Source organism: Azovibrio restrictus DSM 23866 (assembly GCF_000429665.1).
GTDB lineage: Bacteria > Pseudomonadota > Gammaproteobacteria > Burkholderiales > Rhodocyclaceae > Azovibrio > Azovibrio restrictus.
On the sequence record NZ_AUCH01000002.1, the window covers coordinates 42,546 to 62,471 of the forward strand.

General features: G+C 67.3%; 25 protein-coding genes. 9 read left to right on the plus strand and 16 right to left on the minus strand.

The features are described 5' to 3' along the window. Window positions 1-99 precede the first annotated feature (99 nt). The 3 genes from nfsB (at window position 100) to G474_RS19150 (ending at window position 1,622) form a co-directional block, all read left to right on the plus strand. On the plus strand, window positions 100-753 hold the full coding sequence (gene nfsB / locus G474_RS0102240; protein WP_026685562.1) for an oxygen-insensitive NAD(P)H nitroreductase: 654 nt from the start codon (window positions 100-102) through the stop codon (window positions 751-753). Between the two features lie 100 nt (window positions 754-853). Next, entirely contained in the window at window positions 854-1,030 is a 177-nt protein-coding gene (locus G474_RS23100; RefSeq protein WP_156919112.1) for a hypothetical protein, read from the plus strand. A gap of 16 nt (window positions 1,031-1,046) precedes the next feature. Next, window positions 1,047-1,622 (plus strand): redoxin domain-containing protein, encoded by a 576-nt coding sequence (locus tag G474_RS19150; RefSeq protein WP_051281700.1) that lies wholly within the window; start codon window positions 1,047-1,049, stop codon window positions 1,620-1,622. 219 nt (window positions 1,623-1,841) lie between these two features. On the opposite strand, the gene G474_RS0102255 is transcribed toward G474_RS19150, so the two are convergent. Genes G474_RS0102255 through ppk2 form a run of 3 tightly spaced genes read right to left on the minus strand, consistent with a single transcriptional unit; the run spans window position 1,842 to window position 5,019 of the window. Further along, on the minus strand, window positions 1,842-2,828 hold the full coding sequence (locus G474_RS0102255; protein WP_026685563.1) for a DHH family phosphoesterase: 987 nt from the start codon (window positions 2,826-2,828) through the stop codon (window positions 1,842-1,844). Beyond that, a complete protein-coding gene (miaA, locus tag G474_RS0102260) occupies window positions 2,825-3,790 on the minus strand; it encodes a tRNA (adenosine(37)-N6)-dimethylallyltransferase MiaA (protein WP_026685564.1) in 966 nt (321 codons plus the stop codon). Before miaA ends, G474_RS0102255 begins: the two co-directional genes overlap by 4 nt. Next, window positions 3,790-5,019, minus strand: a complete 1,230-nt coding sequence (gene ppk2, locus G474_RS0102265; RefSeq protein WP_043462967.1) for a polyphosphate kinase 2 — start codon at window positions 5,017-5,019, stop codon at window positions 3,790-3,792. The genes miaA and ppk2 overlap by 1 nt, the downstream gene beginning before the upstream one ends. A 175-nt stretch (window positions 5,020-5,194) precedes the next feature. Between ppk2 and G474_RS0102270 the strand changes: the two genes are divergently transcribed. Both G474_RS0102270 and G474_RS0102275 read left to right on the plus strand, forming a co-directional pair. Next, complete coding sequence (locus G474_RS0102270) at window positions 5,195-5,587, plus strand: hypothetical protein (protein WP_026685566.1); 393 nt, start codon at window positions 5,195-5,197, stop codon at window positions 5,585-5,587. Between the two features lie 302 nt (window positions 5,588-5,889). Next, a complete protein-coding gene (locus tag G474_RS0102275) occupies window positions 5,890-6,774 on the plus strand; it encodes a transglutaminase-like domain-containing protein (RefSeq protein WP_026685567.1) in 885 nt (294 codons plus the stop codon). On the opposite strand, the gene G474_RS0102280 is transcribed toward G474_RS0102275, so the two are convergent. After that, window positions 6,761-7,426, minus strand: a complete 666-nt coding sequence (locus G474_RS0102280; RefSeq protein WP_026685568.1) for a thiopurine S-methyltransferase — start codon at window positions 7,424-7,426, stop codon at window positions 6,761-6,763. The genes G474_RS0102275 and G474_RS0102280 overlap by 14 nt on opposite strands. A 213-nt stretch (window positions 7,427-7,639) precedes the next feature. Here G474_RS0102280 and G474_RS0102285 point away from each other — a divergent pair, with 213 nt between their 5' ends. The 4 genes from G474_RS0102285 (at window position 7,640) to G474_RS0102300 (ending at window position 9,246) form a co-directional block, all read left to right on the plus strand. Continuing rightward, the gene (locus G474_RS0102285) at window positions 7,640-7,966 is read left to right on the plus strand and encodes a YkgJ family cysteine cluster protein (RefSeq protein WP_026685569.1); all 327 of its coding nucleotides are present in this window, start codon (window positions 7,640-7,642) and stop codon (window positions 7,964-7,966) included. A 61-nt stretch (window positions 7,967-8,027) separates the two neighbouring features. Further along, window positions 8,028-8,264, plus strand: a complete 237-nt coding sequence (locus G474_RS0102290; RefSeq protein WP_043462969.1) for a hypothetical protein — start codon at window positions 8,028-8,030, stop codon at window positions 8,262-8,264. A 3-nt stretch (window positions 8,265-8,267) separates the two neighbouring features. Beyond that, window positions 8,268-8,642, plus strand: coding sequence for a hypothetical protein (locus tag G474_RS0102295; RefSeq protein ID WP_026685571.1), 375 nt, complete (start codon window positions 8,268-8,270; stop codon window positions 8,640-8,642). 109 nt (window positions 8,643-8,751) lie between these two features. Continuing rightward, complete coding sequence (locus G474_RS0102300) at window positions 8,752-9,246, plus strand: hypothetical protein (protein ID WP_026685572.1); 495 nt, start codon at window positions 8,752-8,754, stop codon at window positions 9,244-9,246. 4 nt (window positions 9,247-9,250) lie between these two features. On the opposite strand, the gene G474_RS0102305 is transcribed toward G474_RS0102300, so the two are convergent. From G474_RS0102305 to G474_RS0102360, 12 genes are all read right to left on the minus strand, one after another. Then, window positions 9,251-9,781: a M48 metallopeptidase family protein gene (locus G474_RS0102305; protein ID WP_026685573.1), complete on the minus strand. Its 531-nt coding sequence runs from the start codon at window positions 9,779-9,781 to the stop codon at window positions 9,251-9,253. Window positions 9,782-9,834: 53 nt separating this feature from the next. Beyond that, the gene (locus G474_RS0102310; RefSeq protein WP_043462972.1) at window positions 9,835-10,680 is read right to left on the minus strand and encodes a GNAT family N-acetyltransferase; all 846 of its coding nucleotides are present in this window, start codon (window positions 10,678-10,680) and stop codon (window positions 9,835-9,837) included. 94 nt (window positions 10,681-10,774) lie between these two features. Beyond that, a complete protein-coding gene (locus tag G474_RS0102315) occupies window positions 10,775-11,374 on the minus strand; it encodes a NapC/NirT family cytochrome c (protein WP_026685575.1) in 600 nt (199 codons plus the stop codon). 51 nt (window positions 11,375-11,425) lie between these two features. Beyond that, window positions 11,426-11,872: a nitrate reductase cytochrome c-type subunit gene (locus tag G474_RS0102320; RefSeq protein ID WP_026685576.1), complete on the minus strand. Its 447-nt coding sequence runs from the start codon at window positions 11,870-11,872 to the stop codon at window positions 11,426-11,428. Next, the gene (gene napH, locus G474_RS0102325; protein WP_026685577.1) at window positions 11,869-12,732 is read right to left on the minus strand and encodes a quinol dehydrogenase ferredoxin subunit NapH; all 864 of its coding nucleotides are present in this window, start codon (window positions 12,730-12,732) and stop codon (window positions 11,869-11,871) included. The genes G474_RS0102320 and napH overlap by 4 nt, the downstream gene beginning before the upstream one ends. Then, entirely contained in the window at window positions 12,729-13,526 is a 798-nt protein-coding gene (napG, locus tag G474_RS19155) for a ferredoxin-type protein NapG (RefSeq protein WP_245589296.1), read from the minus strand. Before napG ends, napH begins: the two co-directional genes overlap by 4 nt. A 114-nt stretch (window positions 13,527-13,640) precedes the next feature. Then, window positions 13,641-16,181 (minus strand): nitrate reductase catalytic subunit NapA, encoded by a 2,541-nt coding sequence (gene napA / locus G474_RS0102335; RefSeq protein ID WP_026685578.1) that lies wholly within the window; start codon window positions 16,179-16,181, stop codon window positions 13,641-13,643. Continuing rightward, window positions 16,178-16,435 (minus strand): chaperone NapD, encoded by a 258-nt coding sequence (locus G474_RS0102340; RefSeq protein WP_026685579.1) that lies wholly within the window; start codon window positions 16,433-16,435, stop codon window positions 16,178-16,180. Before G474_RS0102340 ends, napA begins: the two co-directional genes overlap by 4 nt. Window positions 16,436-16,437: 2 nt before the next feature. Next, window positions 16,438-16,956, minus strand: a complete 519-nt coding sequence (napF, locus tag G474_RS0102345; RefSeq protein WP_026685580.1) for a ferredoxin-type protein NapF — start codon at window positions 16,954-16,956, stop codon at window positions 16,438-16,440. 179 nt (window positions 16,957-17,135) lie between these two features. Next, on the minus strand, window positions 17,136-17,822 hold the full coding sequence (locus G474_RS0102350; RefSeq protein WP_026685581.1) for a Crp/Fnr family transcriptional regulator: 687 nt from the start codon (window positions 17,820-17,822) through the stop codon (window positions 17,136-17,138). 86 nt (window positions 17,823-17,908) lie between these two features. Then, window positions 17,909-19,555: a bifunctional diguanylate cyclase/phosphodiesterase gene (locus G474_RS0102355; protein WP_026685582.1), complete on the minus strand. Its 1,647-nt coding sequence runs from the start codon at window positions 19,553-19,555 to the stop codon at window positions 17,909-17,911. A 29-nt stretch (window positions 19,556-19,584) separates the two neighbouring features. After that, complete coding sequence (locus G474_RS0102360; RefSeq protein WP_026685583.1) at window positions 19,585-19,917, minus strand: hypothetical protein; 333 nt, start codon at window positions 19,915-19,917, stop codon at window positions 19,585-19,587. Window positions 19,918-19,926 lie beyond the last annotated feature (9 nt).

The window sequence follows — 19,926 nt, forward strand, 5'->3', positions numbered from 1 at the left end:
TTTTTTGCAATTTTCTAGACAAGTGGTCTAATTACATCCGCCCCGGACGGTCACTTTGTCAGTGCTCCGCCCCTCCTTCCATATCACCAGGAGTTTTCCATGGATATCGCCCAGATCGCCCAGCGCCGCTACACCACCAAGGCTTTCACCCCCGGCCGGCCCCTTTCCGCCGAGCAGCTGGCCCAGCTGCGCGCCCTGCTGCGTCATGCCCCGTCCTCGGTCAATTCCCAGCCCTGGCATTTTGTCCTGGCGGCTTCCGAGCAGGGGCGGCAGCAGGTGCTGCAGGCCATGCAGGGAGATTTCTCCTATAACGCCGGCAAGGTCCGGGATGCCTCCCTGGTGGTGGTGCTCTGCGCCAGGCGCAGTCTCGATGATGCCCATCTGCAGGCGCTGCTGGAGCAGGAACAGCGGGATGGCCGCTATGCCACGCCCGAAGCCATGGCGACCCAGGACAAGACCCGGCGCTTCTACGTGGAACTGCACCAGAAGACGCTCCAGGATGAGGCCGTCTGGATCAGCCGCCAGGTCTACCTGGCCCTGGGCACTCTGCTCTTGGGTGCTGCCGCCATGGAGCTGGATGCCTGCCCCATGGAAGGTTTTGATGCCGCAGCCCTGGATCGGGAGCTGGGGCTGGAGCAGCAAGGCCTGACCAGCATGGTGGTGGTGGCCCTGGGCTACCACTCCGAGGCGGATTTCAATGCCAGCCTGCCCAAGTCGCGCCTGGAGGAAGGCCGGGTGATCAGCGAAATCTGAACTCCCGGCCGGGGACGCGGACAGGGCTGTTCATCCAGTAAAAATACTGTATATTTGCACTGTAAATTTAAACAGTGTTCGCGTACTCGGAGGTGAGATCATGATGCAGCAACTGCAGAACTGGTTCGATCGCATGGTGGGGGTGGCCAGCCTGGAACGGGAGATGCACCGGCAGGCCAGGGAAATCTACCGGGCCCGGGAATTACCGGCGGAAATCCACCTGCCCGCTTGCTGGCGCCGCCTGCCCCGGGTGGGCCAGCGGATCCAGGCCGGATGAGCAGGGGCAAGCACCCATGACCGGGCCGGAGCCGGCCGCTGCTGCCAGGGGCAAGGGCCGCTGGCGGCGCTGGCTGCTGGAACTGGGGCTGGTGCTGGCGGTGTTCCTCGCCGTGCAGCTCTGGCAGACCCGGGATGTGCCCCGGGGCGCAGCCCCGGATTTCAGCCGGGTCACGGTCCAGGGCCAGCCCCTGAACCTGGGCCAGTGGCGGGCGGCCCAGGGCGGCGGTCCGGTGGTGCTTTATTTCTGGGCCGAGTGGTGCCCGATCTGCAAGACCCTGGAAGGCATGGTGGATGCCCTGGGGCTGGAATGGCCGGTGCTCAGCATCGCCATGCAATCCGGTGACGCAGCCCAGGTGGCTCGCAGCCTGGCGGCCAGGGGGCTGGCCTGGACCACGGTGGCCGATGCCGATGGGGCGCTGGCCGGGGCCTACGGCCTCAAGGGCGTGCCGGCCCTGGTGGTGATCGATGCTCGGGGACAGATCCGTTTCGTGAGTGTGGGGCTGACCAGCGGCTGGGGCATGGCCCTGCGCCTGTGGTGGGCCAGCCATTTCCATGGCCCGGAAGTGCCCGGGCCAGCTCCTTCGAAGTAAACCTTAAAACCTCAGTTAAACCACAGAGGCACAGAGATGCCGAGGAAAAACAAAGACTTGTCCTAGAAGGCCAGGTCACTTTCTAGGTGAGCGCAGAAGATAATGCAAGCCTGTGTTTTTTTGAACTTCTCTGTGTCTTTGTGTCTCTGTGGTGAGGTTTTTAGGGTAAAACTGGCCCTTGGCCGGGGCGCCGTCCTGCGGCTCCCGGCGGTGCCGGAATCAGCGCTGCTCAGGCTCCAGGACCTGGCTTGCGAAGCGGGCCAGGTCCATGCGGAAGGCGGCCGCGTTGGGGTGGCCGCCGCCGCCCTGGCATTCGGCCAGCAGGGCCACATTGACCCGGTCTTCCGCGCGTAGGGAAGCTTTCACCCGGCCGTCGCCGCCCAGTTGCCAGATCAACCCGAAGCTGCCGCTGCGGCGGGCCAGGGCCTGGCCCAGCTCCGAGGTGAACAGGCTGCTGGCGTTGATGGACAGGCCCCGGACCAGGCGCCGGTGGCCGGTTTCGGTCTCCAGCACCGGCAGGCCGTGGCGGCGGGCCTGGAGGGGATCCACGAGTTCGCCGGGCAGGACCGCGGGCATGACCAGGGGACTGTCGGCCAGGCGCGCCACTTCCGTGGCCAGGAAGCTGTCGATGGCCGCTCCGGTATGGCACAGGGTCTGGTAGGCCGGGGCGTCGGGCTGCCCGGCGCTGCGGATGATCCGGTCCCAGGACTGAAAATCGAAGGGCTGCAGCCGCAGGGCGCGGCAGAAAGCCCGGCTCTGGGGCAGGGCGAAGCGCCACAGGTCCTGGTCCTCCACATGCTGCAGGGCCAGGGGCAGGGGCGTATCCGGATGAAAATATTCCCAGGCCAGGCGGGCCCCGGATTTGTCCAGGTCGAAGGCTACTTCCAGGGGCAGCTGTGTCGCCCGGTAGCGCGCCAGACCCCCGGGCCCGGGGCCCAGGAGCTCACCCCACATGTCCCGGGCGGTACCGTGGTGATCCAGTTGCAGCACCGACTCCGCCTGGGCCGCCAGGCTTTCCAGGGCGGGGCGGGCAAAGGAGAAGTCGAGGATGAACACCTGGCGGCCGGCCACGTCTTCGGGCCGCCAGCTTTCCCCGTGGTGCATGGGCAGGTAGCGGGCCCCATCGCCGAACCGGCGCCAGGCGGCGTAGGCGGCGCCGAAGCCGTCCAGGCAGTCGGCGTGGTAGATGACGCTGACGGGACTCATGCAGCTTCTTCCAGGAAGCGCTCCAGCCGCTCCCGGACCCGGACTTCCAGGTCCGGCGCCAGGCAGTCGTGCACCTCTCCGGGCAGGCTGTTGCTGAGCCAGGTGATCTGGCGCTTGGCCAGCTGACGGGTGGCGAAGATGCCCCGGTCGGTGAGTTCGGCGCGGCTGAAGCTGCCGTCCATCCATTCCCACACCTGGCGGTAGCCGACGCAGCGCATGGAGGGCAGCTCCAGGCTCAGTGCGTAGCGGCGGCGCAGCAGCTCCACCTCCTCGATCAGACCCTGGTCCAGCATTTCCTTGAAGCGCCGGGCGATCCGTTCGTGCAGCACGCCCCGTTCCGATGGCAGCAGAGAGAGGCGCAGGAAGCGGTAGGGGGGCGCTCCGTCCTTGCCCCGGGCCAGCAGCTCGGACATGGTGCCGCCCGTGCTCCGGCAGATTTCCAGGGCCCGCTGGATGCGCTGGGCGTCCGTGGGGTGGAGCCGGGCGGCGGTGATCGGGTCCCGCTCGGCCAGCTCCTGGTGCAGGGCAGGCCAGCCCTTTTCCAGGGCTTCCGCGTCCAGAGCGGCGCGCAGGGCCGGATCAGCCTGGGGCAGGTCGGCCAGCCCTTCGAGCAGGGCCTTGTAGTACAGCATGGTGCCGCCCACCAGCAGGGGAATGCGGCCGGCGGCGCTGATCTCGCCCATGGCGGCCAGGGCCTCTTCCCGGAAGCGGGCCGCCGAGTAGGCGGTCTCGGGGCTGATCACATCCACCAGCCGGTGCGGGAATTCCGCCAGGGTGGCCCGGTCGGGTTTGGCCGTGCCGATGTCCATGTCCTTGAACACCAGGGCGGAATCGACGCTGATCAGCTCCACCGGGAAGCGTCGCGCCAGTTCCAGGGCCAGGGCGGTCTTGCCGCTGGCGGTGGGGCCCATGAGCAGGATGGCGGGGGGCAGGGCCGCCCCCCCGGGTGTTGCCGGATGCATCACAGGATGGCGGTCCCTTCATGCTCGCCCCGTTCGTAGACCACGTTGGCGCGGCCCACCAGCAGGGGGTCCAGGGGGCCGATGCGGTCCAGGTCCTTGTTGGTGTAAGGGAGCTTGTGCAGCACGTAGCGCATGGCGTTCAGGCGCGCCCGCTTCTTGCAGTCGGACTTGACCACGGTCCAGGGGGAGTCGGCGGTGTCCGTGTAGAAGAACATGGCCTCCTTGGCCTTGGTGTAGTCGTCCCATTTGTCCAGGGAGGCCAGGTCGATGGGCGAGAGCTTCCACTGCTTCAGGGGATGGTTTTCCCGCTCCTTGAAGCGCCGGCGCTGCTCGCCCCGGCTCACGGAGAACCAGAACTTGATCACGTGGATGCCGCTCCTCACCAGGTTGCGCTCGAACTCGGGGCACTGGCGCATGAACTCGGCGTACTCATCCGGGTTGCAAAAGCCCATGACCCGTTCCACTCCGGCCCGGTTGTACCAGGAGCGGTCGAACAGCACGATCTCGCCGGCCGAGGGCAGGTGCTGGATGTAGCGCTGGAAATACCACTGGCCCCGTTCCACTTCCGAGGGCTTTTCCAGGGCCACCACGGTGGCGCCCCGGGGGTTCAGGTGTTCCATGAAGCGCTTGATGGTGCCCCCCTTGCCGGCTGCGTCCCGGCCTTCGAAGACGATCACCACCCGCTGGCCGGTTTCCTTGACCCAGGCCTGCAGCTTCAGGAGCTCCACCTGTAGCTGGTATTTCTGTTTCTCGTAATTCCGGCGCGACATGAGGTTCTTGTAGGGGTAGCCGCCCGTGCGCCAGTCGTCGGAGAGCTCGTCGTCGGGGCGTACCGGCAGCTTGGTGGCCACCTCTTCCCCCTTCATCAGGGTTTCGCGCAGCACCGCCACGTCATCGGGGGAGGCCCCGGCCAGGATGGTTTCCAGGGTGCTGGCCACGGATTTGATGTCCCCCTTGGCGGCGGACTGGAGGATGTCGGTGACCGCCACGGCCTTGGAGGTCCGGGCTGCGGCGATGGCCTGTTCCACCTCGAAGGCGGCAATGCCCGCCGGGGTGCTGGAGGTGGCGATGTCGCCAGCGCTGGCCCGGCGCGGCCGGGCGGTGCCGGGCTTGGCCGTAGCGGACTTGGCGGAGGCGCTGGCCGGGCGGGCCGCGCTGCGGGGGGCCGGCTTGGGGGCTGCGGCGCTGGAACGGGGGGCGGGAGTGGTGTTTTTCTTGGGGGTGGCCATGGACATTCCTGTCTTGAGAGCATGCAAGCCTCAACTATACTGCGCTCCCCCCGGGGGCCGCATGTTGCACTGCGGTGCCGGCCCTTGCCTTGGGGGCGCTTATTGGGGAAGATGCGCGGCGTTTTTCCCTCCCTCCTTGCCGATGTCTGCTCCCGCGCCCGCCAGTCCCGAAGTCATGTCCAGCCCTGCCGATCTGGCCCGGCGCGAACATCGCCTGTGGCTGAAGCTGATGATCTACCGGGGCGTGGTCCTCAGTGTGGCCCTGCTGTTTGCCTGGGAGGCCAGTCTCGGCCAGGTGCTGCTCACCCTGCTGGCCCTGGCGGTGGCGCTGGGGGTGGGGCAGTTGATGCACCGTTCCCAGCTGGCCTGGCTGCGGCGGCGTTGGCGCCAGGAGGAGCTGCGTCGCCAGAAGGCCGAGCAGCTGGCCCGGGAAGCCGCCGCCCGGGAGGCGGAGCAGGCCCGCCAGGCCAGCTATTTCGACTGGGATGAGGGGGGGCAGGACGGGGCCGGTCAGGACGCAAGCGGACGAGCCGGCCCGACAGCGCCGGCCGGTCGGGCCGGCCCCTGAGCCGCCATATAAACCTAAAAATCTCACCACAGAGACACAAAGACACAAAGACACAGAGAAGTTCAAAAAAACAATGGCTTGCATTATCTTCCACGCTCACCTAGAAAGTGACCTAGCCTTCCAGGACAAGTCTTTGTTTTTCCTCGGCGTCTCTGTGCCTCTGTGGTTTAACTGAGGTTTTAAGGATAAATCCCGGGTACTGCAGCGCCGGGGCGTAAGATGGGGCGGGGCCCGGGTTTCGCCGTCCTCCAGCCGCGGCCTTCGGGCCGGCTGCCTGCCCTCTTGCTGCGGAGACCGATGCCATGGTCCGTATCGAACTGAGCATCGACCTTCACTACGACGTGGATGGTTACGGTGCCGATTTCATCTTCAATTTCCAGGCGGCCCGCACGGCCAGCCAGCACCTGCTCCAGGAGCGCCTGGAAATTTCCCCTTCACTTCCCAGCCGCAGCCACACGGATGCCCTGACCCAGGCCCGTTTCCTGCGCCTGACGGCACCCCCGGGGCATCTGCATCTGGGCTACCGGGCCAGTCTGGAGGTGACACACCATCTGGCCGAGCCGGGACAGCTGGCGGAAGTGCCGGTGGCCCGCCTGCCGCCCGAGGTGCTGCCCTATCTCTATCCCAGCCGCTACTGCCCTTCGGACCGGCTGGGGGTGCTCGCCATGGGCGAGTTCGGCAGCCTGCCCCGGGGCTACGGGCGGGTCATGGCGATCCAGGAATGGGTGCAGCGCCAGGTGCGCTTCCAGTCCAACAGCAGCAATTCCAACACCTGGGCCCTGGATACCCTGACCGACCGGGTCGGGGTGTGCCGGGATTTCGCCCATCTGATGATTGCCCTGTGCCGGGCCCTGAGCATTCCCGCCCGCTTTGCCACGGGCATAGACTACGGCGCCGATCCGGCCCTGGGGCCTACGGATTTTCATGCCTACGTGGAGGTCTTCCTGGACCAGCGCTGGTATCTCTTCGATCCCTCGGGCACCGCCATTCCCATGGGCTTCATCCGCATCGGCACGGGCCGGGACGCGGCGGACGTGTCCTTCGCCACCATCTTCGGGGGCGTCACCTCCCAGGCGCCGATCATCAGCATCCGCGCCCTGGAAGACCCGGCCGCCGGCTGGCAGCTGCCTTACCGGCGCCGGGAAGCCCTGTCCACCGATGCCGGCTCCGGCCTTAGCGGGGGCTGAGGTGATAGACCTTGTGGGCCACCGGAATGGGGGCGGCGTTCGGGTCCAAGGGGTCGGTTTCCAGGGCGTTTTCCACGTGGCTCAGCTCGATGTGGAAGACCGTGGCATACAAGCTGGTGATTTCCTCGGCGGTCTCCTGGTGCGCCGCGTGGCTTTCCCCGCTTTCCAGGTCTTCCGTGGTGAGCAGGAAGATGTCGCAGCTGGGGGGCACGATGCGCCCCAGGTGGGCCAGGTAGGCCGGCCGTACCGCTTCGGGCAGGGCCGTCAGGGCGGCCCGGTCATAGACCGCATCCACGGGGCCCAGCTCGGCCTGGGTCAGGGCGAAGAAATCCCCGCAGAACAGGCTCAGGTCGCCGCTTTCCCAACAGCTCAGGGACCCCAGTTCCCGGCGCCGGGCCGGGAGCCGGTTTTCCCGGAAGAAGGCTTCCACCGCCAGGGGGCTCAGCTCCACGCCCACCACCTGGTAGCCCTGCTGGCGCAACCACAACATGTCCAGGCTCTTGCCGCACAGGGGAACGAAGACCCGGCTGCCCGGGGGCAGGCCCAGACGGGGCCAGAAACGCACCAGCAGTTCATTGACGCGCAGTTGGTGAAAATCGATCTGCTGGTCTTTCCAGCATTGCTGCCACAGGTCGTTGTCGGGGCTGGTCATGGGCATGGCTTTCCGCAGAGGGGGGCAGTGTTCTCGTCGAACAGGCACAACGCTTCGGGGAAGGGCATGCAGGCCGAAAAGGCGGGGTATCCGGGAGGGGACGGCGCCAGGGTAACATCTGCGCCCCGGCCGGTGTGATCCGCGCTCCGGGCGTTGCGGCGCCCGGCGGCTGTCGCTATCATCCGCACGCCTTCTTTGCCCTGCCTTTTCCCCATGAACCACTGCCTGGATTGTGGTGCCTGCTGCGCTTCCTTTCGCGTCTCCTTCTACTGGGCCGAAACCGACGCCCATCCGGGCGGCTGCGTGCCGGCTGCCCTGACCCTGCCCATCAGCCCCTACCGGGTGGCCATGCGCGGCACCGAGTCGGCGCCGGTCCATTGCATCGCCCTCCAGGGCCAGGTGGGCCAGGGCGTCAGCTGCAGCATCTATGCCCAGCGCCCGAGCACCTGCCGGGAGTTCGATGTGGATGATCCGCGTTGCAACGAAATACGCGGCAGGTTCGGCCTGCCGCCCCTGCCCGAAGTGCCCCTGGCCGCCTGAACCGGCCTTTTTCCGCTAAGCTGCCACCCCCCGGCCCCGCGCCGCATTACCGGAGTCTGTCATGGCCAAGGCCGGCAAAGTCCCGCACCTGAGTTACGAGCAGTATCTGGACGAAATCGCCACCCTGCTCACCGAGATCTACACCATGGAGGACGAGGCCGCCATCCAGATGGTGATGCGCGCCCAGGCCGACGATTTCTTCACCCTGCACGACGACGATCCCACCCTGTGCACCCTGGAGCGGGCCGAGCAGGATGTGCGCCAGGTGTTCAAACTGTACAAGCTGAAAAAGCGCTAGGCCATGGTCCCGGAGAAGTTCCTGCCTCCCGCTGCCGACAGCCGGGGAGTGCGCATCGCCCTGATCTTCGCCCTGGTGGCCGAGCGATTGGGCGGTCATTACGAACACGGCATCTGGCTCACCGAAGCCCAGGGCGCCAGCCTGATCGCCCAGTGGCTGGAGCGCACCCGGCGCAACCTGCCCCTGGCGGAACGGCGCCAGCTCTCGGACCTGAGCGACCAGCTGGCGCGCCGGATCGCCGCCTCCGTATCCCGGGAGGCCGGGCTCTACATCAGCCACGAACTGGGCGAGGCCCTGGACCCGGCCTACCAGTCGGACATCGCCCTGTCGGTGATGGCCGAGTGCGAACAGCTCCTGGACGGGGCCCTGGCCGCCTGAGCCCGCCGGCAGGCAATCGGCAACCCCCTGGGCGCCCTTTGGCCTTACACTGCCGACCTTTTCCCCGCCGTGCGCCGGATCAGGTGCGCGGCCCACCAAGGTTCAGCCCATGTCCACTCCCCACGATGTCGAAGCCCTGCTGCTCCTCTCCACCCTGATGGCAGCCAAGCGCCGTCCGGCGGAACTGGTCGAAATCCTGGCCGCCGCCGACCTGCTGCACGGGGCCATCCCCGCCGTCGGCAAGCTGGGCGAGGCCTTTGCCCGCCTGGGCCGCAGCGGCCTGCTTCTGGAACAGGATGGCTGCTACCACCTCAGTCCGGCGGCCCTGGCCCTGGAGGCCGAGCTGCCGCGCAAGGCCGATGCCCCAGCCCGCCTGCTGGCTCTGGCCACCCGGCTGCAGCAGTATCGTCCCCAGGCGGAAGGCGCGCCCATCCTCCTGGCGGCAGAACAGTTCAGCAGCGCCATCAATGCCCACCGGGCCGCGGCCCAGGGCAGCGGCAAGAACCTGCTGATGCCCAAACCCCAGCCCGCCGATCCCCGCAAAAAACGCCCGGGCCAGCGCCAGCGCCGGCCCCTGCCGGGCCAGCGGCCCCGCCGCTCCTGATGTCTCAGCTGTCGTTGCCGGGGGCGCCCCAGAGCACGGCGCCGCCCGCCTCCAGCAGGCTCAGGTAGGCGCGCAGATCGAATTCCAGCTGGTGGTAGTCGGGTTCCATGTGCTGGCACAGCTGGTAGAAGGCCCGGTCGTGGCCGCTTTCCTTCAGGTGGGCCAGCTCATGGACCACGATCATGCGCAGGAAGGCTTCGGGCATGTCCCGGAACACGGCGGCGATGTGGATTTCCCGTTTGGCCTTGAGCTTGCCGCCCTGGACCCGGGCAATCCGGGTATGGGTGCCCAGGGCCTGGCGCAGCTCCTGCAGCTTGCCATCGAAGGCCACCTTGCTCAGGGGCGCGCCGTTGCGCAGATAGCGGCTCTTCAGGGACTGCACGTAGTCATAGAGGGCCCGGTCCGTGCGCACCCCGTGGGCCTGGGGATACTTCTTCAGCAGCAGGGGCCCCAGGCGATCCGCGTCGATGAGGGCCTGCACCTGGGCCGCCAGGTCGGGAGGATAGCCGGCGAGATAGGGGGAAGGCGTGGCCATGGGGGAGGGGAAAAGGGAGCCATTGTACGGGCTCCGATGCTCCGGCTGGAGGTTCAGCCCAGCTCGAACGTGGTGATGCCGAACTGTTTTTCCACGGCCAGGGGCGGGACGGGGCCGGTGTACATGCGGGCGGTTTCGAAGCAGGGGGTCATGGCCCGGGAGCGGGCCAGGGCCAGGGCGGCCGGGTTGTTTTCGGGAACGTCCAGGAACACCGGGCTGCCGGCCGGCAGGGGGGCGACCAGGGCGGTATGGAGCTGTTCCGCCAGCTCCCGGGTGTCGGCGAACAGGGGACCGATCTTCCAGCCTTCCCGGCAGGGGCGGATCAGGCCGTAGGCCTGGAGGCGGCCCTGTGCCTGCCGGGCCAGGCCCCGGTGCCCGGAGCAGCGGCTCCAGGCGTTCAGGAAGCCGGGACGGGGGGCCGGGAAGACCTGGCGGTCGTAGGCGGCCAGGGTGGCGGCCTCCACTTCCTCCAGGGGGATGAATCCCGGCGGTGGCGGCTGTTCGCCCGGGCTCAGGTAGCGGTAGCGGATGTTGCGGGTGGCGGGGCGAAAGCCGGATTTCCGGTAGTTGTCCTGCTGGGCCGGAACCCCGTCCAGGCCCACGTTCCGGCCTTGCAGGCGGGCCATGGCGGCCTGCCAGAGGGCCAGGCCGTGGCCCTGGCCCCGGTATTCAGGGGCCACGATGTAAAGGCCGATGAAACCGAAATCTTCCGGGTAAGCCACGGCCGAGATGCAGCCCACGGGCCGGCCGTTCAGGAGCCCCAGCAGGAAGCCCTCGGGATCGGCCTGGTAGAAGCAGCGGGCATCTCCCAGGCCCGGGTTCCAGCCTTCCCGGGCGGCCTGTTCGATGGCCCATTCCACCTGGGCCGGGGTCATGGTCTGGATCTGCAGGGCGGACATGGAAGGCTCCCGGAGCATGGGGGCCCCATGAGAGCAGAGAAACTACCGGGGAGCAAGGGCGGCTGCCCCGGTCCGGGAGCCGCCGCCCTGGCCGTCAGGGTTTGGCGGCGGGGGGATGGAAGGTTTCCGGCGTGGTGCCGTCCTGATTCACGTAGCCGATGTGCTGATCCACCCGGGGCAGGTTGTGGGCGATGCCCTTGTGGCAGTCGATGCAGGTCTTGCCCTCGTTCAGGCCGGTCTGGTGCATGTGGCTGGAGCGGCGGCCCTGGACGGCGTAGTCGAAATACTCGAAGTTGTGGCAGTTGCGGCACTCCTGGGAGTTGTTGGCCTTCATCCGCCGCCACTCGTTCTCGGCCAGTTTCTGGCGCTTGGCGTTGAACTTTTCCGGGGTGTCGATGGAGCCCAGGATCTTGTGCCAGACCTCGTTGGAAGCCTGGATCTTGCGGATCATCTTGGGGCCCCACTCCTTGGGCACGTGGCAGTCGGGGCAGGTGGCCCGGACGCCGGAACGGTTCGAGTAGTGGATGGTGTTCTGGTATTCCCGGTACACGTTGTCCTTCATCTCGTGGCAGGAGATGCAGAAGTCTTCCCGGTTGGTCCACTCCATGACCGTGTTGAAGCTGCCCCAGAACAGGATGCCGGCGGCGAACAGGCCGACCAGAAGCAGGGGCCCGGCCAGTTTCAGGCGGTCCATGAAGTTGGCGGGCTTTCTTGTCTTTTCCATGATGGCTCTCCCCGTTTCGGCTTACTGCAGGCCCTGGGCGCGCTGGAAGGTGTTACCCACCAGGGGCTTGGCGTCGGCCTGGGGCACGTGGCACTGGAGGCAGAAGTAGCGGCGCGGCGAGATGTTGGAGAGTTCCTGGCCGTCCCGGGTCTTGAAGTGGGTCAGGGAAACCTTGGTGGCGCCGCTCTCCTTGTAACGGGTCCAGGAGTGGCAATCCATGCACTTGTTGAAGTTCTTGGTGATGGCGTAGCCCTCCACCTTGTGGGGTACCAGGGGCGGCTGCTGCACGTAATCCCTGGGGATAGGGGCGCTCTCCTTGCTCATCTTGAAGGCGTCGTTGGACTCGGTCTCGCTCCCCTGGATGGGGGCGCCGCGCAGGGTGTTGAGGCCGTCGCCGCTGGCGAAGCCGGGCAGGGAAACCAGCATCAGGCTGGCCAACAGGGCGGCCGGGAGGAAGCGGCTTTTCATGATGTACTCCTTTGATCAAACCGGTGGGTCAACTTGAAGACCTGCTTGCCGCAGACATCGATGCAGCGGCCGCAGGTGGTGCAATCGGGGCTGTAGATCACCGGGCTTTCCTGACCCACGCCCTTGAGGGCGGGGCGGATCACCTGGGGTTCGGGACAGACGTTGAAACAGTCCATGCAATCGTCGCAGGCCGCTCGGCGGGGTGCGGCGACACGCAGCAGGGCGGTGCGGCCGAGCAGGCCGTAGAAGGCGCCCATGGGGCAGAGATGGCCGCACCAGCCCCGGCTCACCAGCAGCAGGTCGTAGAGGAAGATGCCGAGCAGCAGCCAGATTCCGGCGCCCATGCCGAAGATCAGACCCCGGTGGGCCAGGGAGACGGGGTTCACCCATTCCCAGGCCAGGGTGCCCGTGGCAGCGGCGGCCACCAGGGTGCCGGCCAGGAACCCGTAGCGGCTGCGGGAATCCGGACTGCGGCCGGACTTGAGGCCCAGCCGGCGGCGGCCCCAGGCGGCCAGGTCGGTGATGAGGTTCACCGGGCAGACCCAGGCGCAGAACACCCGGCCGCCCACCAGCAGGTAGAAGCCCAGGACGATGGCGGCGCCCAGCAGGGCGGTGCCGGCCGGAAGGATGCCGGCGGCCAGGGACTGGAGCAGCAGGTAGGGATCGGTGAGGGGCAGCACCCCCAGGGTCAGGCTGGAGGACAGGTTGCCCTTGACGAGCCACAGGCCGAACCAGGGGCCGGCCAGGAACAGGGCCAGGATGCCGCTCTGGCAGAGGCGGCGCAGCAGCAGCCATTGGTGGGCGCGCAGCCAGCCCTTGACGGCGATGGCATCCTGGCCGGGACGGGTAGGCTGGCTCATGGCTTCCACCTCGAGTTGAGGCCGCCGGGAGCGTTGTCCGGGGCGGGGGCGGTTTCCGCCGGGGGCGGCGGCGTGCTGACCCGGGAATCCCCGTAGGCCTTGCCTTCCAGACCGCGCACGGGCATTTCCACCTGTTCCCCGATCAGGGAGCCCCCGTGTTTTTCCTTTTCTTCCCAGCCCTTGCGGTAGTGTTCCGGCAGCCGGCCCTGGGCCAGCCCCTGGGGCAGCACCTTGATGGCCGCTTCGGGCAGGACGCAGGCGGCCTCGCATTTGCCGCAGCCGGTACAGTGCTCCGAATGCACCGTGGGCAGCAGCATGGCGTGCCGGTCGGAGCGGGGGTTGTGCAGCTTTTCCAGGGTGATGGCCTGGTCGATCACCGGGCAGACCCGGTAGCAGACGTCGCAGCGCAGACCCAGGAAATTGAGGCAGGTTTCGTGGTCGATGAGCACCGCCAGGCCCATGCGCGCCTGGTGGATGTCGGTGAGTTTCGGGTCCAGGGCCCCCGTGGGGCAGGCCTTGAGGCAGGGAATGTCCTCGCACATTTCGCAGGGAATGGCGCGGGCGTTGAAATAGGGGGTGCCCGTGGGCACCGGGTCCCCGAGGGGGGCAAGCTTCAGGGTGTCGTAGGGGCAGTCCCGCACGCACAGGCCGCAACGGATGCAGGCCGCCAGAAAATCCGCCTCGGCCAGGGCGCCGGGCGGGCGCAGGGCCTGACCGGGCAGGGCCCGGGCCTGGCCGGCGTAGAGGCCCATCCCCAGGGCCAGCAGACAGCCGCTGCCGGCGGCGCCGGCCATCCCGGCGAGGAACTTCCGGCGCGCCTGGGAGGTTTTATCTCCCGAGGGCGCACCGGGGTTCCCGGGGGGCTGCTTGGCGGTGGGGTGGCGGACCATGGCGGTGTTCCCTCAGGCTCAGGCCCTGACGATCTTGACGGCGCACTTCTTGTAGTCCGTCTCCTTGGAGATCGGACAGGTGGCGTCCAGGGTCAGCTTGTTGACCAGCTTGCCTTCATCGAAGAAGGGGATGAACACCAGACCCACCGGCGGCTTGTTGCGGCCCTTGGTTTCCACCCGCAGCTGGATTTCGCCCCGGCGGGACGCCACCTTGACCTTCATGCCCCGCTGGATGCCGCGTTTTTTGGCATCGTCGGGGTGCATGAACACCACGGCTTCCGGCACGGCCCGGTGCAGTTCCGGCACCCGGCGGGTCATGGAGCCCGTGTGCCAGTGTTCCAGCACCCGGCCGGTGCACAGCCACAGGTCGAACTCCTTGTCCGGCATTTCCGGGGGATCCTGGTAGGGCAGGGCGAAGATCACCGCCTTGCCATCCTTGTGGCCGTAGAACCGGAAGTCCTCGCCCTTCTTCACATAGGGGTCGTAACCTTCCCGGAAGCGCCACAGGGTTTCCTTGCCATCCACCACCGGCCAGCGCAGGCCCCGGGCCTTGTGATAGGTCTCGAAGGGGGCCAGGTCATGGCCGTGGCCGCGGCCGAACAGGGCGTATTCCTCGAACAGGCCCTTCTGCACGTAGAAGCCGAAATACTCCGACTCGTCGTTGCTGTAGCCCTTGATGGCGTGTTCGTTGGCCTTGGCCAGATCAGCCTTGGAGAACTTGTTCACCACCTTGTTGGCGTAGAGCACGTCGTAGAGGGTCTTGCCCTTGTACTCGGGCTTCCTGGCGATCAGCTCGGCGGGCCAGACCTCCTCCACCTTGAAGCGCTTGGAGAATTCCAGGTATTGCCACAGGTCGGACCTGGCCTCGCCGGGGGCCTTGACCTGCTGGCGCCAGAACTGGGTGCGGCGCTCGGCGTTGCCGTAGGCCCCTTCCTTTTCCGTCCACATGGCGGAGGGCAGGATCAGGTCGGCGGCCAGGGCGGAGACCGTCGGGTAGGCGTCGGAAACCACCACGAAGGCGGCGGGATTGCGCCAGCCCGGGTAGATTTCCTCGTTCACGTTCGGGCCCGCCTGCATGTTGTTGGTGGTGCTGGTCCAGTAGCACTTCAGCTTGCCGTCCTTCAGGGCGCGGCTCTGGGCCACCGCATGCAGGCCGATCTTGTCGGGAATGGTGCCTTCCGGCAGCTGCCAGAGTTCTTCCGTGTGCTTCCGGTGTTCCGGGTTGGTGACCACCATGTCGGCGGGCAGCCGGTGGGAGAAGGTGCCCACTTCCCGGGCGGTGCCGCAGGCGGAGGGTTGGCCGGTGAGGGAGAAGGGGCCGGTGCCGGGGGTGGAGATCTTGCCCGTGAGCAGATGCACGTTGTAGATCATGTTGTTCACCCAGGTGCCCCGGGTGTGCTGGTTGAAGCCCATGGTCCAGAAACTGACCACCTTCTTCTTCGGGTCGGCGTACAGCTCGGCCATGCGCTTCAGCCGTTCGGCGGGCACGCCGGAGAGCTTGGCAGTCTTCTCCAGGGTGTATTCGGAGACGAACCTGGCGAACTCCTCGAAGCTGATCACCTCGGCCTTGCCCGTGTCGCCCTTGGGCTTGCCGTCGGCCCCCGGGTAGCCGTTGCTGGCAGCCTTGGCTTCCAGGGGGTTGTTGGGCCGCAGGCCGAAGCCGATGTCGGTTTCACCCTTCTTGAAGTTCACGTGCTTCTTGACGAAGTCCGTGTTCACCTTCTTGTTCTGGATGATGTAGTTGCAGATGTAGTTGAGGATGGCCAGGTCGGTCTGGGGCACGAACACCATGGGGTTGTCGGCCAGCTCGTAGGAGCGGTGCTCGAAGGTGGACAGCACATGCACCTCGCAGCCCTCGTGGGTCAGGCGCCGGTCGGTGATGCGCGACCACAGGATCGGGTGCATCTCGGCCATGTTGGAGCCCCAGAGCACGAAGGCATCGGCGTTCTCGATGTCGTCATAGCAGCCCATGGGCTCGTCGATACCGAAGGTGCGCATGAAGCCGGCCACGGCGGAAGCCATGCAGTGGCGGGCATTGGGGTCCAGGTTGTTGGAGCGGAAGCCGGCCTTCCACAGCTTGGAAGCTGCGTAGCCCTCCCAGATCGTCCACTGGCCCGAGCCGAACATGGCGATGGAAGCGGGCCCGGTGGTCTTCAGGGCCTCCTTCCACTTCTGTTCCATGATGTCGAAGGCCTGGGTCCAGCTGATCGGGGTGAACTCCCCGTTCTTGTCGTACTTGCCGCCCTTCATGCGCAGCAGGGGCTGGGTGAGCCGGTCTTCCCCGTACATGATCTTGGAGAGGAAGTAGCCCTTGATGCAGTTCAGGCCCCGGTTCACCGGCGCATCCGGGTCCCCCTGGGTGGCCACCACCTTGCCGTTCTGCACCCCCACCAGCACCGAGCAGCCGGTGCCGCAGAAACGGCAGGCCGCCTTGTCCCAGCGGATGTCGGTGCCGCCGCCCTTGGCCGGGGCCGCCACCACGGGTATGGAAATCCCGGCGGTGGCAGCGGCGGCCGCCACGGCCTGGGTCTTCAGGAAATCACGTCGATTCATGGTCATGCTGATGCCTCCTCAAGCGCGTGCGCTTCATCCGAGTATTCGTAGGAAAGGGTGACGGACATCACGTGGGCCACCCGGTGGACTTGCAGAATGGCGTCGGAAACGGCGTAACCGGGGCCGTCCTCCAGGAGGACGATCATGCGTCCGTCGCCGGTGTCCAGGGCGACGCTGGCGCCCGGCACCGCCTCCACGCCGGCCCGGACGGCGGCGGCATGGAGGGGCAGGAATTTGAGGACGAGGCTGACGATCTTCATGGTCAGTTTCCTTGCAGGGGGGAAGAAGAAGGAGGGGCCAGGCGGATGGCCCGGGTCGGGCAGTCGGCGACACAGGCGCCGCAGCCGTTGCATTGCAGGCTGTCCACCCAGGGCAGGGCGGGGCCGCCCAGGCGGGGAGAGAAACGGATGGCCCCGACCTCGCAGCGTTCCTCGCAGCTGCGGCAGAGCACGCCCTGGCGGGGTAGGCAGTCCTCGCCCATGTGGGCCAGCAGCTGCCAGGGGCGTTCCTGGCGTCGTGGGTTCAGGGCCAGGGGCTTGCAGGCCCTGGCGCAGTCAGCGCAGAAGTTGCAGTAGCCGGCCAGGAAGTCGGCTTCGGGATAGTTGCCGGAACCCGGGCTCAGGAGGCCGGTGGGACAGGCGGCGACGCAATCGCCGCAGCGGCTGCAGAGATCCAGGAACTCAGCCTCCGCCACGGCCCAGGGCGGCCGGAAGGGCTGGGGCAGGGTACGGGCCCGGGATGGGCTTTGCCCCAGCAGAAAGGCTCTGCGACCTGTCTCCACGATCTCTCCCCATGTCCATTGCTGTTGTGGGGGATTCTAGGAATTGCCCCGGGCCGGGGATTTGATGTGTGCAAAAAAATGAAAATATGACCAAAGGCGGGGAGGCGGCATGGCCTCCAGGGGGGATGTTTGCCTGTGATCATCCCGGGTGGCCGGTCGGAACCGGGCCCGCCGGGCCCTCAGTCGAAGCGCAGCAGCCGTTCCAGGTCGGGGATGTGGATCTGGCGGCCGTCCACCCGGATCAGGCCGGCGTCGGAGAGCTCGTGCAGGATGCGGGAGAAGTGTTCCTGGGTCAGGTTGAGGCGGGAGGCGATGGTGCCCTTGCTGGTGGGCAGGCTGACCACGACGCTGTTGCAGCCTTCCTGGGGTTCCGGCGCCTCGCGCAGCAGGTAGCCGATGATGCGCTGCTTGCCCGAGTGCAGGGAATAGGATTCCACGTCGGCAATCAGGTGGTGCAGGCGGCTGGAGAGGCTGGCAATCATCTTGCGGCACAGGCCCTGGTCCCGCTCCAGTTCGGAGAAGATCACGGTTTTGGAGATCAGCAGCAGCTGGCTGTCGGCCAGGGTTTGGGCGAACACCGGGTAGGGGCGCTCCATGAACATCACCGCTTCGCCAAAACTCTGGCCGGGGCGGATGATCTCCACCACCTTCTCGTTGCCCTGGGGGGAGGTGAAGGCCAGCTTGACCTGGCCGTAGAGCACCAGATGCATGCCCGGGCAGGGGTCCCCCTTGTTGAACAGCACCTCTCCCTTGGCGGCGGCAAAGAGCTTGCTGGCCTGGCTCAGGCGTTCCAGCTCCCCGGGTTCCAGGCCGCTGAACAGGGGCAGGCGGCTCAACAGGGCTTCGATGTTCAGGTTCAATTCCATGGGTGGGCTCAGGCGTGGGGTTCGGACGGATTCTTCCGGCAGTCTAGCAGCCTGCCGGACTTGATGAGGGGCTCAGCTCCGGGGGGCTAAGCCGGGCCAGGAGGTTCCTGGTAGAAGGCGAGCCCGTTCTTGCCGGCCCGTTTGGCCTGGTACATGGCCATGTCGGCCTGGGACAGCAGATGGGAAACGGACACCTCGCCGCCCCCATGCACGGTGATGCCGATGGAGATGCCCAGATGCAGCTCCAGGGCCTGGACCGGGAAGGGACGGCGGATGCCGGCCAGGCATTGCTCGGCCACGGCCCGGGCTGCCTGTTCTGGCCGCTCCAGGCCGGTGAGCAACAGCACGAATTCGTCGCCCCCCAGCCGGGCCACGGTGTCGCCGCTGCGCCGGCCGTCCAGGAGGCGTTCCGCCACCTGGATCAGGATGCTGTCCCCCACCTCGTGTCCGTACTGGTCGTTGATGGCCTTGAAGCCGTCCAGGTCGCAGAACAGCAGGGCTAGCCGGTGGCCCGGCCGGGCCGACTGGGCCACCGCCAGCTGCAGGCGGGTTTCCAGCAGGGTCCGGTTGGGCAGTCGGGTGAGGGGATCATGGTGGGCCATGAAAGCCAGATGGGCTTCGCTGGCCTTGAGGGCGGCCTCCTGGGTCTGCAGGCGGTCCACCAGCAGGTTGAAGCCGCGCACCAGCTGGCCCACCTCGTCCTGGCGTTCCAGGGGCAGGGGCGCCAGAGGCTGGCGGCCGTCGGCCATGGCGCGGATGGCGGAGCTGGCCTGGTCCAGGGGGCGCAGCAGGCGCGGCAGGAGCAGCATGAACAGGACGGAGAGCAACACCAGCACCACCAGGCTGGTGCGCAGGGAATACTGCCGCAGGGCGGTGGCCGGCTTCAGGGCCTCGGCCATGGGGATGCGGGCCACCACGAACCAGCCGGTGTGGGGGACTTCCACCATGGTCGCCAGTTCTTCCACCCCTTGGGCATTGACGCTGACCCCGGAGCCCCGGAAACCCATCATGGCCCGGTCGTGCAGGGCGTCCAGGCCCGGGGCCGGGGTGGGCTGCAGCACCAGCTCCGGGTCGCTGGCGGCGATGATCAGCTTGTCTGCCGGGGAAACCAGGGCGTAGCCGCCGCTGTCGCCCAGGCGGGCCTCCATGAACTGGTCCAGGAAGCCCCGGGTGTTGAGCAGGGACACCCCGGCCAGGATGGCCCGGGGGTTGCCCCGGTCGTCGCGCACGGCGGCGGCCATGATGATCAGGGGGTCGCCGCTGGCGCGGCCCCGGGCGGGCCTGCCCAGCACCGCCCCATGGGCCCGCCAGGCCCCGGCAAACCAGTCGGAGTGGCGGTAGTCCAGGCCCGCCCGGCCCGGGATCACGGGAAACTCCCCAAGCAGGCCCCGGCCTTCCGGATGCACCACCATCAGGCCGCTGTTGAACAGGGGGCTGCTGCGTTGCCGTTCCTGTATCCAGTGCTGCAGCCGGGCCGGATCGGCCAGCAGGGCCGGGGGCAGCTGCTGGGCCAGCGCTTCGATGTTGTTCAGCCGCATGTGGATGTGCTGATCCACGTCCCGGGCGATGTAGCTGGCGATGGAATGCTGCTGGGCCGCGATCAGCTCCTGCACCTGGGCGCTCACCACCGGCGGCCCCAGGATCAGGCGGGCCACCAGGCCGATCAGCACCAGCCCTATGCCCAGGGCGGTGAACCGGAACTTGATGCTGTGGGGGTTGAGAAAGGCGATCATGGCGGGCCCGGGCGCGGTGCTTCCCGGAATCAGGCGGACGGTTTGTCCTTGTCGTCCAGCTCGTAGGCGTCGGCCACGTAGGCCGGGCCCTTCATCACCATGACGATGAAGGCGCCGATGGCCAGGGTGAACACCACGGTCCAGTGCAGCACTCCCAGGCTGATGGCGTAGATGTCCACCAACCCCAGCTTGGCGGCGATTTCCGTCTCACTGCCGCTCCAGGGCAGCAGGCGGGCCAGGGCCGCCAGCAGGACCAGGGCCAGGGTGCCCAGCACCAGGATGCGGGGCAGGCGGCGCAGCAGGACGCGTTCCTGGCCGGCGGGGGTTTTCCGGTGACCAGGGAGTTTGTTGAACCAGTTCATGGCAGGTCT